Source organism: Dyadobacter frigoris (assembly GCF_005280585.1).
Classification (GTDB): domain Bacteria; phylum Bacteroidota; class Bacteroidia; order Cytophagales; family Spirosomataceae; genus Dyadobacter; species Dyadobacter frigoris.
Genome location: NZ_SZVO01000021.1, coordinates 1 through 15868, shown reverse-complemented (window position 1 = coordinate 15868; position 15868 = coordinate 1). Strand labels below are relative to the sequence as shown.

15 protein-coding genes are annotated in these 15868 nt (G+C 42.8%); 14 read left to right on the top strand and 1 reads right to left on the bottom strand.

The annotated features are described in order from the left end of the window. Nucleotides 1-80 precede the first annotated feature (80 nt). The 4 genes from FDK13_RS30710 to FDK13_RS30695 all read left to right on the top strand — a co-directional run bounded on the left by FDK13_RS30710 (nt 81) and on the right by FDK13_RS30695 (nt 5415). On the top strand, nt 81-2213 hold the full coding sequence (locus tag FDK13_RS30710; protein ID WP_229216289.1) for a PVC-type heme-binding CxxCH protein: 2133 nt from the start codon (nt 81-83) through the stop codon (nt 2211-2213). A gap of 71 nt (nt 2214-2284) precedes the next feature. Further along, complete coding sequence (locus FDK13_RS30705; RefSeq protein WP_137343852.1) at nt 2285-2647, top strand: high-potential iron-sulfur protein; 363 nt, start codon at nt 2285-2287, stop codon at nt 2645-2647. 24 nt (nt 2648-2671) lie between these two features. After that, complete coding sequence (locus FDK13_RS30700; protein ID WP_137343851.1) at nt 2672-4054, top strand: hypothetical protein; 1383 nt, start codon at nt 2672-2674, stop codon at nt 4052-4054. Next, nucleotides 4051-5415: an enolase C-terminal domain-like protein gene (locus tag FDK13_RS30695; protein ID WP_137343850.1), complete on the top strand. Its 1365-nt coding sequence runs from the start codon at nt 4051-4053 to the stop codon at nt 5413-5415. Before FDK13_RS30700 ends, FDK13_RS30695 begins: the two co-directional genes overlap by 4 nt. Here the strand turns inward: FDK13_RS30695 and FDK13_RS30690 are convergent. Continuing rightward, nucleotides 5399-6100 (bottom strand): FadR/GntR family transcriptional regulator, encoded by a 702-nt coding sequence (locus FDK13_RS30690; RefSeq protein ID WP_137343849.1) that lies wholly within the window; start codon nt 6098-6100, stop codon nt 5399-5401. The two genes, FDK13_RS30695 and FDK13_RS30690, sit on opposite strands and share 17 nt — an antisense overlap. Nucleotides 6101-6300: 200 nt before the next feature. Between FDK13_RS30690 and FDK13_RS30685 the strand changes: the two genes are divergently transcribed. The 10 genes from FDK13_RS30685 to FDK13_RS30640 form a co-directional block, all read left to right on the top strand. Beyond that, a complete protein-coding gene (locus FDK13_RS30685) occupies nt 6301-7368 on the top strand; it encodes a sialidase family protein (protein WP_137343848.1) in 1068 nt (355 codons plus the stop codon). Nucleotides 7369-7425: 57 nt separating this feature from the next. After that, nucleotides 7426-8241: an SDR family NAD(P)-dependent oxidoreductase gene (locus FDK13_RS30680; protein ID WP_137343847.1), complete on the top strand. Its 816-nt coding sequence runs from the start codon at nt 7426-7428 to the stop codon at nt 8239-8241. Continuing rightward, a complete protein-coding gene (locus FDK13_RS30675) occupies nt 8238-9317 on the top strand; it encodes a pyridoxal-phosphate dependent enzyme (RefSeq protein ID WP_137343846.1) in 1080 nt (359 codons plus the stop codon). The genes FDK13_RS30680 and FDK13_RS30675 overlap by 4 nt, the downstream gene beginning before the upstream one ends. An 80-nt stretch (nt 9318-9397) precedes the next feature. Further along, nucleotides 9398-10621 (top strand): MFS transporter, encoded by a 1224-nt coding sequence (locus tag FDK13_RS30670; protein ID WP_229216288.1) that lies wholly within the window; start codon nt 9398-9400, stop codon nt 10619-10621. A gap of 184 nt (nt 10622-10805) precedes the next feature. Then, nucleotides 10806-11450 (top strand): RraA family protein, encoded by a 645-nt coding sequence (locus FDK13_RS30665; RefSeq protein ID WP_137343844.1) that lies wholly within the window; start codon nt 10806-10808, stop codon nt 11448-11450. Then, a complete protein-coding gene (locus FDK13_RS30660; protein ID WP_137343843.1) occupies nt 11447-11830 on the top strand; it encodes a RidA family protein in 384 nt (127 codons plus the stop codon). The genes FDK13_RS30665 and FDK13_RS30660 overlap by 4 nt, the downstream gene beginning before the upstream one ends. 30 nt (nt 11831-11860) lie before the next feature. After that, nucleotides 11861-13348, top strand: coding sequence for a M81 family metallopeptidase (locus FDK13_RS30655; protein WP_137343842.1), 1488 nt, complete (start codon nt 11861-11863; stop codon nt 13346-13348). Nucleotides 13349-13410: 62 nt separating this feature from the next. Beyond that, on the top strand, nt 13411-14247 hold the full coding sequence (locus FDK13_RS30650) for an SMP-30/gluconolactonase/LRE family protein (RefSeq protein ID WP_220417466.1): 837 nt from the start codon (nt 13411-13413) through the stop codon (nt 14245-14247). A gap of 62 nt (nt 14248-14309) precedes the next feature. Then, complete coding sequence (locus tag FDK13_RS30645; RefSeq protein WP_137343840.1) at nt 14310-15338, top strand: hypothetical protein; 1029 nt, start codon at nt 14310-14312, stop codon at nt 15336-15338. 156 nt (nt 15339-15494) lie between these two features. Beyond that, the coding region (locus FDK13_RS30640) for a DUF7133 domain-containing protein (RefSeq protein ID WP_445438716.1) at nt 15495-15868 on the top strand (374 nt) is incomplete at its 3' end.

Below are 15868 nucleotides of genomic sequence, written 5' to 3'. Positions count from 1 at the left end.
TGAAAGGAGACCTAATTTAATATTAAATTTTACAATTGGGCTCCTTTTTCAATTGCGAACAGTCAAAGAATTAATTTAAAATGATGACTATATTTTCAAAGAACAGACTTGATTTTTTTGTTTTATCAGTCTTTCTGTTTTTATATTTTCCCGGTTTTGCACAGCGTTATGTAAAAGGCCTTTCCCCGCAGGAATCAATGAAGACATTTCAGCTTCAGGAAGGATTTGGGATAGAACCATTTGTTACAGAACCTGACGTATTGTTGCCGGTTGACATGGTTTTTGACGAACATGGAAACGTGTATGTGGTAGAAATGGGGGATTATCCTTATGATGCCAAACCTGGTAATTTTAAGGGCAGGATACGTTTGCTGAAAGATACAAACGGCGACGGGAAGATTGATAAATCCTATGTTTTTGCAGAAGAATTGCCCAGCGCCACTTCTGTTTTGCCTTGGAAAGGAGGACTTATTGTTACCGCTGCGCCTGATATTTTATATCTGAAAGATACAAACGGGGATTTTAAAGCGGATGTAAAAGAGATACTTTTCACAGGCTTTTTTGCAAAGAATTCTGAGGCCCAGATCACCAGTCTTCGCTTCGGGGTCGATAACTGGATATATGCCAATAACCACGGACAAGGCGGCCAAATTACCTCTAAACGAAATCCTGGTGCTGCTGCTCTGGATGTTAGCGGAGGTGATTTTCGCTTTCGGTTGGATCGTGGGTTGTTTGAAGTTGAATCAGGTTCAGGGCAATTTGGTTTAGCCCTGGATGACTGGGGGCATCGTTTTGTAACTCAAAACACGCTTCATATACAGCAGTCGCCCATCGCGTCCCGCTACATTCACCGACACAATTTCATGCCCACTTACCGTTCTGAAACCAATATTTCGGATCACGAACTTGTCATGTTCCAAAAGTCGGAAACACCTTACTGGCGGCAGCAAAGAAGCAACCGGCGCCAGGCAAAATATGATTCATTGAAATCAGGTTATAAAGAATATGCCCGTGACCATTTCACGGGAGCGTCGGGTGGTACTTTCTATGGCGGTGATGGTTTTGGCGCATCTTTTTACGGTTCCATATTTACAGGAGATGTGTCAGGAAATCTGGTCCACCGTGACGTTTTAAAGTCAGTTTCCGGCCAGCCAGTCTACCTGGCATCAAGGGACGACAAGGAAAAAGATCATGAATTTCTGGCCGCTACCGATACCTGGTTTCGTCCGGCAAATTTCACGGTTGGCCCCGATGGTTATCTCTACATTGTGGATATGTACCGGCAGCACATAGAAACGCCGGTTTCAATTCCCGAAGATTTGAAATCGGACATGGATTTTACCAACGGGGATAAGTATGGCAGAATCTGGCGCGTGTTTCCCACAAACGGACAGAAACGTGATGTCCAACTTCCTGATCTAAGTGCCAAAAAATCAGAAGAATTGGTAGCCTTACTATCAAATCCCAACCAATGGTGGCGACTCACTGTGCAGCGTATGTTGCTGGAAAGGCAGGACATGAGCATGGTTGCATTGCTGAAAAAAACTTTCACTGAAAGCAAGAATGCAAGAGGCCGCCTGCACATATTTTACGTTTTGGAAGGATTAAATTCTCTGGATGAGGAAATTGTAAAAAAAGCATTAAACGATACCGAACCAGGTGTTCGCGAACATGGTTTGGTGCTTGCAGAAAAATACCCGCAATACCTTCCTAAAATCATCAAACTAACAGAAGATGTGTCTCCTCAGGTGGCTTTTCAGGCGACGCTCAGTCTGGGACAATTTTCAGAAAAAGAGGTTCTGCCGATTTTGGTAAATATTGCCGAAAAACAGGCAGAAAATGCATCCTACAGACTGGCCATATTAAGTTCAAATCAGGGCTCTTCGGCTGACTTTCCGGAACTTTTGCTAAGCAGAGGAGTATTTTTTAATAAAAGCTCGGAAGGGAAATTGAAATTCATAGAAGACTTCGCCTTTGTGGCCGGATCCCGTAATGGTAAAAATGAAATCAGCAGTTTGATTTCTATTTTATCCAAAACTGAAAAAAACTGGCAAATCGCAGGTTTGAACGGGTTGACCAAAGGAATTAAAAGATCAAAAAATAAAAAAGAAGCGGATAAAAGCATTGTAAAAGGTCTTCAGAAACTCGAAGAGGGAGCCAGTGAGGATGTGAAAAAGGCCATTACGGGAGTGAGGAATTCACTGGCAATTTAATTCGGCACCCGCACGATTTTCGAATCGGGAAGGGGACGAAGCTTTTTTTTATTAAGTAACAGTTTGAAAATATGACAAAGGAAATTGAACGCAGGAAGTTCCTGCAACACTGTTTTGGACTGAGTTTAATGGTTTCAACAGGCGGGTTTTTGCTAAGCAGTTGTGCAGGAAGAAAAAAAACAGTGGCCAACAAAAATACAAGTCCTGTCGCAAAGGTCAATCCCTGTGAGGATCTTACCGGAGTTGATGCTGTTGATGTAGAAAAGAGAAAGGCATTGGGATACGTCGGCCTGTCACCGATTCAGGACAAACAATGCGGCAATTGCAAACTTTGGATACCGGTTAAAGATGGGAAAGAATGCGGCGGATGTCTACTCTTTGCCGGACCTGTTTCAGAAGACGGACATTGCACTTACTGGGCTCCCCAGGTTTAAGAATGTTTTGATAATCGGTTTGAAATGAATATTAGCATAAAAAATGAAACAATGTATAAAACCGGATTTCTTGTAGCGCTTTTGTTTTCGATAACGCATTTAACAATTGCCGGTCAAATTCGGGTCGGCGTTTTTAATGTCGATGCCACGCCGCCGGTTGGCAGTCCGGTCGCTTACGCAATTGCCCGGTCAGTTACCGATCCGCTAAGTGCACGCGGGATCGTGATCTTATCAGACCAAAAACCGATTGTATTGTGCGCGGTTGACTGGATTGGTATTTCCAACGAAGGGCAGGATGTGTGGCGAAAACAATTAGCTCAGGCCGCCAACACAACAATTGACCGGGTTTCTGTTCATGTGCTTCACCAGCATGACGGTGTAAGATGTGATTTTACTATTGAAAAAATATTAGAGCAATATGGTCTGGGCGGCACCAGCATAGATAATCCCTTTGTTTCAAAAGTGATAAATAACGTAGCGGCGGCTGTAACCGAGGCAATTAAAAATGCACAGCCAGTAACCCATATTGGTTTCGGACAGGCAAAAGTTGATAGCGTAGCATCCAACCGGAGAATTTTAGGGCCTGACGGGAAGGTGGCTATTATTCGGTGGAGCAGTTCGAAAGATCCTGCTGCAATTACTGCTCCGGAAGGCCTGATAGATCCCTGGCTGAAAAGTGTCAGTCTTTGGAATGGAGATAAGCCCATCGTAGTCATGTCCTATTACACAACCCATCCGCAAAGTTATTATGGAAAAGGCGATGTTACCTGTGAATTTATAGGCATTGCCCGCAATGCAAGAGAAAAGTCTTTAAACGGAGTACCGCATATTAATTTTAACGGGGCCAGCGGCAACATTTCGGCCGGAAAATACAACGACGGTTCTGTCCCAATGCGTCCTGTACTTGCTGCCAGGGTAGAAATTGCCATGAAAAAAGCCTGGGATTCGACCAAAAAGAGGCGAATTACCTCTGACGAGATGTCGTGGAAAAATGTAGGGATTATTCTTCCTTTGGGCAAAAATATTATAGAAGAGGATTTGAGAAAACGCTTGTCAGATCAAAAGGCAACTCTTTCCGAGCGATACCGTGCGGCTGAAAAGCTGGCTTGGTATCAGCGATCAATGGACAAAACAGCAGTTAATATTTCTTCCCTGCGATTGGGTAAAGTTTGGCTGCTCAATGTTCCCGGCGAGCTGTTTGTGGAATATCAGCTGGCCGCCCAAAAGCTGAGGCCCAGCGGAGAATATGTTTGTACCGCGGCTTATGAAGAATATGGGCCAGGTTATATCGGCACCAAAATCGCTTATTCTCAGGGTGGCTACGAAACCGGCGACATTGTTTCCGGTGTTGCACCTGAGGTGGAAGAAGTGCTTGCAAAAGCAATAGAGCAGGTTTTGAAAAGATGAACAGACGAGATTTTATCAAAAGCGCTGCTATTTTGACTTCTTTAAATGAACTTTCATTAAAACTTCCCATGTACAGATCCTTGAAATCGATCCGGGTTGAAACGACCAATTCTAACTTTGAAAGAGAGTCTTTACTGAAACCTTTTGGATTTAAGGGAGGCTATCTGACGGAACTTTGGCAAACTGCTTCCCAACTCCGTTCGGGATCAAGCAGCTGCATTGGAATTGGTACTCAAAGTGTTCTTTATGGCGATGCAGATCTCTTCTCGCATTACTCAGAAGTGGGAGGGAATGCACTGATGTATGCAGTTACTGAACGGGCCTTGCAGCTGGTGAAAAGAACATCATTTGAGACGCCTATTGGCCTGCAGGATAATATTTTGCCTGAACTGAAAAAAGAGGCTGTGCACATTACAGGAAGTGATCAGTTGAATGTCAATTTCGTATTTAACTCTCTGATCAGCGTTGATAATGCCGCATGGTTATTATATGCTTCCGAGAACCGGTTTGAAAATTTTGATGAAATGATACCTGTTGATTACAGAGAAGCACTTTCAGCGCGTAACAAGAAGGTTGGGGTCATGTTCCAGGTTTCCTACGGAATGACTGAACAAGACGTGACTGAGGCTGTTGACCAGGGGTATTTTATTATTAAGATAAAAACGGGTCAGCCTGGAAGTCAGGCGGAAATGCTGGAAAAAGATAAGGCAAGAATGGGAGCAATACACCGTTTGCTGAAAAACAGGACTACTTCTCAAACGCAGGATGGCAAACTTATTTACACACTGGACGCCAATGGGCGGTACGAAAAAAAGGAAACACTTTTGAAATTGCTTGATCATGCTGAGAAAATAGGAGCATTGGGCCAAATACTTTTTGTGGAAGAACCCCTTTCTGAAACTAACAATGAAAGTGTTGCCGGAATTGGTGTACGAATGGCTGCTGATGAAAGTATCCATACCGAATTGGACGCTGTTAAACGTCTGGAACAGGGGTATGGGGCATTTGTTCTGAAGGGTATTGCCAAATCTTTAAGCCAGTCCATGAAAATAGCCAAACTGGCATATGAGCGGAATGTGCCTTGTATTTGTGCCGATCTTACGGTAAATCCAATCCTGATTGACTGGAACAAAAACCTTGCAGCGCGTTTGCAGCCTTTTCCTGGTTTGGAAATGGGCATGATCGAAACCAATGGAAATATGAATTATGCAAATTGGCAGAAAATGCTTGGTTATCATCCGTTGGCCGGAGCCTCATGGACACAGGTTCGTAATGGCGTTTTTGAGCTTGACGATGACTATTATTCCAGTAGCGGAGGAATTCTCACTCCGTCAAAACATTATATTAAGATGTTTCAGTGACGGGGAAATATACGGCAAGATGGCTATGCATACCTTTTCTGAATTCGTCCGGCGTCCCATTTTTTAGTAGTAAGAACAAGTCATAGTGAGTTACCGGATTAATTGTTTCAGTAAAAATTTCCGGATTAGAATATTCTTTAAAGACATGATCAAAAATAGGCATTAGTAAAGTTTGAAACCGCTTAAATGTTTCATTTCCGGTCATATGATAGAGTTTTCCATGGAAGGCAACTTCTTCCTCTTTGGAGGCGACTAATGGACTTGCCTGTCTATTTATGATTGCTTCGAGCTCTGCTAAATCTTTATCGGTTTTACGGGCAAAAAGAAACTCAGCGATTCCCATTTCCATGATCAGCCGAAGCTCAAATATTTCATTCAAACTATCCCGGCCAAGTATGAACGGATTAAGTACCTTTTCCATGCCAGTAAAAAGATCAGGCTGCGTCATGACCATTCCTTTTCTTGGCCTGGCTTCAATCATTCCGAGCATTCGTAAGCGGCTCAATGCCTCGCGTACAACGTTTCTACTAACGTTGAGTTTCTTGGCCATATCCAGTTCATTGGGAATTGCATCACCCGGTTTGAATTTATTCTCAGTAAAATATTGCCGAAGAATCGTTTCTACTCTGTCTGTCAGCGACAAGCTTTCCATGGGTTTAAGCGCGCCGTTTTTTTTGCCTGTCATTGAATTTTTTTGGTTGCAAGGTAAGGTAAAGTTTAAAAAATAATGAAAGAATCAGCTCTAATTATTTTTTAAATACAATTGCTTTTATACTTAAATATTATTTATATATTTGTCCTACAAATAAAATTATAAATTTCTTATTATAAATCGCAATCCCATACTGCGGAATGAAAGTTGTCAGGATCCTCTGTTTTTTATCAATGCTGTTTGCCAGTGATGTTGTTGCACAACATGACCCGGAGGCTATCAAGCGTGTTGTTCTGGATATAAAATCAAAGGAAAATAATCCACGAAACAGTGAAGGAGATTTTATCACATTGAGGGACGGACGGATTATGTTTCTGTATTCACGTTACAGCGGCTCATCTTCGGGTGATTTTTCGCCAGCGGACCTGTCGGCACGTTTTTCATCTGATGGTGGTGAAACCTGGACAGACAGAGACACGGTGGTTGTGAAAAACGAAGGCAAAATGAATATCATGTCGGTATCGCTTCTGCGAATGGCGAATGGTCAGATTGCGATGATTTATGCCCGCAAAAATTCGCTCGACGACTGTATTCCTTTCATACGGATTTCAAAAGATGAAGCAAAAACGTGGGGTGAACCAAAGCCCTGCATAACCAATGAAAAAGGATATTTTGTTGTAAATAATAGTAGGGTCAAACTGCTGCGCAACGGAAGAATATTGGTGCCTGTTTCCCGGCACAAAACTGCCGGAAGTAAATGGAATAACCGTGGAACTATAAGATGTTATTACTCAGATGATAATGGAATAATCTGGAAATCAGGCCAGTCGGTGCCAAATCCGGATAGCGTGATTACGCAGGAGCCCGGTGTTGTTGAGCTTAAAAACGGCGAAATTATGATGAACATCCGTGCCAATGGCGGAGTCCAGTATCTTTCTTTTTCAAAGGATAACGCACAGTCATGGAGCCCGGTAGTGCCAGGTACCATTCCGTCGCCCATATCGCCTGCTACCATTGCCCGAATTCCTGCTTCTGGAGATTTAATCCTGATTTGGAACAACAATGGTTTAAAAGGAGAAGGTTATTTTAAAAGCAAACGCACGCCGCTCACAATGGCTGTTTCCAAAGATGAAGGTAAAACCTGGCAGCACAGGAAAATTCTTGAGAAAGATCCGGATGGCTCATTTTGTTACACTGCTGTTCATTTTTTTAAGGATTATGTATTGTTAGGTTACGGAATGGGGGCAGGATTGGAGAATTGTCGCATCGTACGGATAAAGCTGACAGACATTTACAATTAAACAGGGCTGCAAACCGATGGATTTTTTCTGCCGGTAAACCAGGTAAAATAGAGATAAATGCGTACTGAAAAAGTAGTTATTCTGACCGGAGCGGCCGGAGGTATCGGCATTGCCACGGCTAATAAATTTGCAGAGAAAGGCTATAAAATGGCGCTTTGTGATATTGATAAAACCGGTTTAAGCATTTTGTCAGAATCTTTGGTACAAAAGTACGGAACCGAATGCCTGCTATTGCAGGGCGATCTTTCGGATGATTTTTATCTGGAAAGTATAGCAAGGAAAACAGAGGAAAAGTGGGGTAGGATAGATGTTTTGGTCAATAATGCTGCTTGGAGAACGATAGAAACTTTACGGACAATACAAATAAATACCTGGGGAAAGACGCTGAAAATCTGCCTGACTGCTCCTTTATTTTTAACCAAATGGGTTGCTTTGGTGATGGAGCAAAAGCAAACCGGAGGTGTCATTATTAACGTCACAAGTATCATGTCGGAACGTCCATCTGGAACCAGTCCGGCATATATTGCTGCCAAAGGAGCTTTGGAAAGTCTGACCCGGGAATCGGCAATAACCTATGGACGCAGCGGAATTCGTGTGGTGGGTGTGGCGCCAGGTTTTATTGAAACCGAACTTAGTAATGATTATACAAGTCCGGATGGAAACAATATCAGCGACCGCATCATTCAGGAAATTACAGATTACACGCCACTCGGGAGAGGAGGAAAATCCAGTGAAGTCGCGGAAGCTATTTTTTGGTTAAGTTCAGATTCGGCCTCCTACATTACCGGTACAACCATATTGGTCGATGGCGGTTTTAAACCGAATTTCAGTAAATATTCTATTAAAAAACAACAGTTCCCTGACGAGTTTTGAAAACAATCTGGAAATACGAATCTTTTTTACCGGATGTCCCTGAACAGTATCGCCTGTCACTGGGAGAGGGCGATACGCCATTGATAAAATCAGGATTTATTGGTAATGAATTGGGTTTGAGTAATTTGTATTTCAAACTGGAAAACCTAAATCCCACTGGCTCTTATAAAGACAGGTTTGCAGCCGTATTGGTCAGTGAAATGAGGGCGGCCGGGCAAAAAGTCTGCATTGCTACATCGAGCGGAAATACCGGTGCTGCGTTGTCTGCCTATTGTGCAGCCGCGGGTATCACTTGCATGCTGGTGGTAGTCGACGGCGCCCCAGAATCAAAAGTGAAGCAAATGCAGTTGTATGGGGCACAGATTTTGATGGTAAAGGATTTTGGGAAAAATGCTGAAACGACTAGCAAGGTCTTTGATGATCTTGAAAAAATATGCTCTTCCAGACAATTGCCTCTGCCAATCAGCGCCTATCGATACTGTCCTTCGGCTATGCAAGGCGTGGAAACAATCGTATACGAAATACAGGAAATGCTTCCTGACGGAGTCGATCAAATTTTTGTTCCTGCGGGTGGCGGCGGTCTTACTTTGGCGATAACTAAAGGTGTTTTCTCATCTTCATTTAACATTAAAGTGAATTGTGTCCAGCCCGAGGGAAATGATACAATTGCTTCTGCATTGAGAAAAGGGGAAATGAAGGCAAAATCTGTAAGTGCTTCTTTTACAGCAGTAAGTGGTTTGCAAGTGGCAAATGTTATTGACGGAGATCAGGTTATTAACAACTGCCGCAAGCTTGGTGGGAATGGTTATGTTGTCAATGATCCGGATGTTTTTAAGTGGCAAAAAATGCTGGCCCGGAAAGAAGGTATTTTCTGCGAACCGGCAGGAGCAGTGGCATTAGCCGGATTGGCGGATGCGATTGCACGAAAAGAAATCGGGAAAAATGAAACGGTTGTTTGCCTGGTAACAGGGAGCGGTTTCAAAGATATGATGTCCGTGGACCGGAATTTCGAATTGCCTGAGGTTAAGACTTTAAGCCGGGAAAACTGCATTTCAACCATTGAAGAATGCTTGTAAAAGATATGCGTGAAGAGGCAGCATTTACTTTGTAAAAAATTTAAGGATGATATTTTACTATGAATAAAATGGCAGGTGAAATGAATCCGAAATCAAATATTTATCCCTGGATCATTGTAGCGCTGCTTTGCGTGGTGGGCTGTCTCAATTACCTGGACCGGACGATGATCACTACCATGCGGGGATCAATTTTGCATTCCATACCGATGACCGACGCGCAGTTTGGTTTGCTGACTTCGCTTTTCCTTTGGGTTTATGGCTTGCTAAGTCCGCTGGCAGGTTTTCTTGCCGACCGCTTTAATCGCAGCCGGGTAATAATCGGCAGTTTATTTGTCTGGTCGGTAGTTACCTGGTTTACTGCCCACGCCACCACGTTTGAAGAATTATTATGGACGCGTGCGCTGATGGGAGTAAGTGAAGCGTGTTATATTCCCGCAGCCCTTGCGCTCATTACCGACTATCACCGCGGGAGCACCCGTTCACTCGCCACCGGTATCCACATGGGCGGAATTATGGTTGGCCAGAGTCTGGGGTTTATCGGTGGCTGGCTTGCAGAGGATCGTACCTGGAATTTCGCTTTTAACATATTTGGAGGAATTGGAATGATCTACTCTTTGGTTCTTCTTTTTACACTTCGTGACAGAAAAGAGGGTGTTCAGGAAAAGATTGCCATAAAAGACCTACCGGTTATCAGTTTTAAAAATGCGATTACAGATTTGTTCAAAAACAGATCTTACCTTTTGGCAATGGGTTTTTGGGGTTTGGGTGGTATGGTCAGCTGGATGGTTGTGGGCTGGCTTCCAACGTATTATAAAGAGCATTTTAATCTTTCACAGACAATAGCTGGTATGTATGCGACAGGTTATTTTCATACTGCATCATTACTTGGCGTTTTAACAGGAGGATACCTTGCCGACCGGTGGAGCCGCAGCTTTCCCAGAGCCCGGATTATGGTGCCCGTAATCGGCCTTATCGTAGCAGCTCCCGGAATATTTATTGCCAGCAGCACCACTATTTTAGGCGTTGCAGTGGTGTGTTTTATGATCTATGCTTTTACACGTACATTCCTGGATGCCAATATGATGCCTATTCTTTGCATGATCGTAAATCCCAGATACAGGGCAACCGGTTATGGTGTGCTGAACATGATTTCCTGTATTATCGGAGGGTTGGGATTGTATGCCGCTGGCGCCTTGAGAGATGCTGAAATTAATCTGGAAAGAATGTTTCAGATAGCTGCGGTCAGCTTACTTGTATGTGCCGGATTGTTGTACTTCGTCAGACAGGATGAGGAGCGTGTTTAGTTTACAGGTGCTTATTTGGAAAAACGTAAAACGTAAAAAGTAGAAAGTAAAAAGTTGCCAGGTCAGATTATTAGTTGTTTTGATCTGTATAAGTATATAAAAACCGTGTCTTTGTGCCTTTGTGACAAATCCACCCTAGTCAAAATCAGTAAAAAACTTAAACCATATTGTTACTTTTTCAAAAATGGATTTAGAAAAATTAAAAGACCAGCTCTATGTTGCCGTTTTGTCGGACGTACTGGATAAGATGGGTTACACCCGGCAGGCTACAAGAATTGCTTTTTTTTCCTACACTGGTATTTCGAAGATCATCGGGCGATGTAAAACGACGCTTTGGATGGATATGTTTGATGTGGATCCGAATCCTTATGAGATGGAATTACGGGCAGTGGATTCCTGTCAGCCAGGCGACGTTCTTATTGCTGCTGCGGGAGGTTCAACCCGTTCAGGAATATGGGGAGAATTGCTTTCGACCGCTGCCGGAAACAGAGGCTGTACCGGTGTGATTGTGTACGGTGGTGTCAGGGACATTGACAAAATGAGAGACATGAAATTTCCGGTTTTCGCGACTTCAAAAAATCCTTATGACAGTCAGAACAGACAACGTGTTGTGGATATGGATGTTACCGTGGAAATAGATGGTGTGAAGTTTCGGCCGGGCGATATTGTAATGGCCGATGAAGACGGTATTGTGGTAATTCCCAAAGAAGTGGAAGCGGAAGTGATCGAAGCTGCTTTGCAAAAAATAAATGCTGAAAACATCACACGCGATGCGATCAAAAATGGAATGAAAGCAGAGGAAGCTTATCAAAAATACGGCGTATTATGAGCAAGAAAATTATAATTAACGGAGGAAATATTCCGAAAAGCACATTACCTTTTTCCCCGGGAATTATCTCCGGCGATTATCTTTTTGTATCGGGCCAAGCCTCTGTTGATGATCAGGGAAATTTTGTTGACGATACTTTTGAAGGAGAATGCAGGCGTTCTTTCGATAATCTTAAAAGGATTGTGGAAGCAGCCGGCGCCAGTCTGGATGAGGCGGTTCAGGTAAGGAATTATGTTGGGAAACAGGAATACCTTTCCGAGTTTAATGCCATTTACAGAGAATATTTCAAAGAACCTTTTCCTGCCCGTACAACGCTTATCGGCTGCCTGGGAGAACTGTTGAAATTTGAAGTGGATGCAGTGATTTATGTAGGAAAGTAAGATCAGGTTTTCATATTTAAAGTTAATAATATGGCAATAAAACCGGTGCTCAAAAAACGTATCGCACTTCTTGGTATTTATCATGAAACCAACACTTTTATCGAAACGTCCACAACTTTGGATGATTTCAATAATGGCTATTGGCTTGTAGGAAATGCGATAAGGACGGAATATGAAGGTGCAAATCATGAAATAAGCGGTGTTATAGATCTCATTGACAGCAGCTTTGACATGGAACTGGTTCCGGTTTTGTATGCCTCGGCGATTCCCGGCGGGCTGATTCAAAAGGAAACTTATGAATTTATCCTGAATCAAATGATGCTGACACTTGACGGGGTGCTTCCTGTTGACGGTTGTATTGTAGTGCCTCACGGAGCCGGAGTTGCAGAATCTTATGCTGATATGGACGGCCATTGGCTTACATTATTAAGAAATAAATTGGGAACAAAAATTCCTGTTACCGGTACATTGGATCCGCACGCCAATGTGAGTCATGCCATGGTTGCTGCTACGGACGCGCTGGTAGCTTACAGTACCAATCCGCACATTGATCAGTTTGAAACGGGGCGGCGTGCAGCAACCATTATGGCAGAAATATTAAGAGGAAATATATCGCCGGTGCAGCAATTGATACAGCTTCCGCTGGCGATCAGCATTGAGCAGCAGTATACTTCTCAAGAGCCATGTAAAAGTTTATATGCTTATGTAAAAGATTTGAAGGATCAATATAAACTGCTTTCTATCAGTGTGCTGCTTGGATTTCCCTATGCCGATGTTGCTGAAATGGGCTCTGCCTTTATTATCATTGGTGATAAAAAAACGACATCGGAAAGCGGAGAATTTCTTGCTGAAATGGGAAGTAAGCTCCATGCATACATGCTTGCCAGAAAGGAAGATTTTAATGGCAGAAAAAATGAGATAGAAACGCTTGTCGATTCGCTGTCAACGATTCCCAAGCCGGTACTAATGCTGGATATGGGAGACAATGTGGGCGCGGGATCAGCCGGAAACAGCACGTATCTTTTGGAATTTCTGGAAGGGCAGAACATCAGTAAAATATTTATTTGCATTCATGATCCATTGGCCATTGAGCAGGCTTGCAAACATCAACAGGGAGATTCTTTTGAACTAAAAATGGGTGAAAAAGGGTACAAATCTATGGTTTTACTCAAACAAATTTCCAACGGAATTTTTACTGAGGACACGCCGAAACACGGTGGCTTTGTAAATTATGACATGGGAATCACTGCCATTGTGGCGACAGCCAAAGGCAACACAATTATGCTCACAACAAAGCGGACTCCTCCATATAGTCTGCGGCAAATGACAGCTTTTGGCATTGAACCCGAATCTTTTGATATCATCATAGCCAAAGGTGTAAATGCTCCAATTGCCGCTTATGCGCCGGTCTGCCCAACCATTATGCAGGTAAATACACCCGGCGTAACGCAGGCCGACATGACTTTATTTAAATACAAAAACAGGCGAAAACCAATGTTTCCATTTGAATGGTTTTAAATGAAAATTTAGTTTTATATTACTGATTGTAAGTATTTTAAATATTTATTTTAATGCCTTTAATGATGAAAAACTATTCCGTTAAGAAACTCATCGATTTGCCTTTTTATACAGAAGGACCTTCGGTGGATCGTGACGGAAATTTTTTCTTTTCAACATTAACGGGAGGTTTTATTGGAAAAATTGATAAAGAAGGAAAGTATACAAAATGGGCAACGGGAAGCTGTCCAAATGGTCAGGTAATTTTGCCGGATCATGAGCATTGGTCCTGCGACAGCAAGCAGGCTGGTATCAGTCGTTATGATGCTTCGGGAAAATTTACGGGTTATATTATTCAGTACCAATGGGCAGGGTTTTCCGTCAGTTCACCCAATGATTTAGTAATTGACAAGCATCAGAATTTATACTTTACGGATTCCATCAGACACGAAGGAAAAGTGTTTTTTAAAGGACACGAAGGAAAAGAATTGTTGGTTGCCGGTAACATCGATTATGCAAATGGACTGGCACTTTCACCGGATGAAAAATATTTATATGTGGCGGAAAGCTATCAAAACCGGATCCTTGTGATTGAACTTAGCGAACCTGGCATTGCTAAAAACAAGCCAGAAGTTTTCGCCCGGCTTCCTTGTCATCTATCAGGAAAAATAACGGACAATCTTCCCGACGGGTTGGCTGTGGATGCTGACGGAAAATTATGGGTCGCTCATTATGGAATGGGTGCCATACAGATTTTGAGTTCTGATGGTAATTTGCTTTTTACTATTGATACGGTTCTTCCACTAACCAGCAATCTGTGTTTTGTGGAAGAAAACGGTTCATGCCAGGTTTTACTGGTAACGGGAGGATATGACGAGCCAGGCCCGGGAGCTGTTCTCTTGATTACTGTTGATCATTGAATATGTCTTAAATGCGCTCCAAAAAAATGATAAATTATTCTCACAGTTTGCTATTGATTTTTATGATGATAATTTCAGAAACGAAGGCTCAGCAAACAATTCACTGGACTCAGCTGCCGCCGCTTCCAACAGAAAAAGGCTGGGCAGGAATGTATGCAGGGGTAAGTCATCACACGCTGATTGCAATGGGAGGAGCCAACTTTCCTGATAAATATCCCTGGGCAGGTGGCAAAAAAAAATGGTATGATGAAATCTACGTGTTTCAAAATGGTAAAAATTGGATAAAGGCAAATGAAAAACTAACAGAGCCTTCGGGTTATGGAGTTACCGTTTCGTATGATGATAAAATTATTTTGATCGGGGGAAATAATGAGAACGGGCACCTCAGTCAGGTAACGGGTTTGGAATGGGACGGGATGAAATTCCTGAAATTAGATTATCCACAGCTACCCGTTCCACTGGCTAATATGGCGGGTACCCTCGTTGATGATATCATTGTCATTTTTGGAGGAAGCAGTTCTTCCTCAGGAAGTGCATTGAAAAAATGCTTTGCGCTTGATATGAAAGATATGTCTGCCGGTTGGTTTGAACTGGATGCCTGGCCTGGGCCGGAACGTGTGTTTCCGGTTTGTACTTTTTATCAGGGCCAATGTTATTTGTTTGGCGGGGAAACGACAGCAATTAATTCCAAAGGTGTAAAATACAGACACATCCTTTCGGACAGTTACCGGCTGACTTTGCATAAAAGGGATGGGAAATGGAAAAGCGAATGGCAAAAGCTGGCACCCATGCCCAAAGGAATATCGGCCGCGGGTACTGTGTTACCCATATTGAATAATGACCGATTTCTTTTTTGGGGTGGGATCGATCCGATTACTGCTTTGTACAAAAATCCTGAAACACACCTGGGCATTACACAAAGTTTGCTTTACTATTTTCCCGAAACGGATCGCTGGGAATATGCCGGCGAGCAAACTGAAATTTTGTCAAGAGTTACTTTGCCGGTTGTGTTCTGGAATAATCAGTGGGTGTACGTGAGCGGCGAAATAAAACCTGGAATACGGACGCCCACCGTGATAGGAATACAGTAGTTAAAAAATGAAACCGGCTGAAAAATAGATTTGCGTATATCCATAATAGTGATTATCAAAAAAGATCGTAAACGTCCCAGGTGAATTTTTTATCAAATCGTCAATCCAATGATATCAAATAGAATTTATAAGTTTTTTACTAACCGCAGATCAGCTATGATACAAAAAACGGTATTAAGAGCGAGTCTTTTTATAGCAGGTACTTTCTTTATGGGATCCATAGGAAAGGCACCGGATGAAGTTTCAGGGCTCAGTGTTCCGGAAGGTTTTACCATTGAAAGTGCGATTGCATCGGATTCAATTTCTTATCCAATGTTTGCCAGCTTCGACGGCAAAGGGCGCCTTTTTGTTTTTGAGTCTACTGAACCCAATATCATGGGAACTGTTAAAATGCTTGCGAATCCGTCCTATCACATCCGTCTTTTAGAAGACGTGGACGGCGATGGTAAGTTTGAAAAAAATCAGATTTTCGCAAGAAATATCCCTTTCCCGAAGGGCGGAGTCTTCTATCAGGGCAGTTTATATGTTAC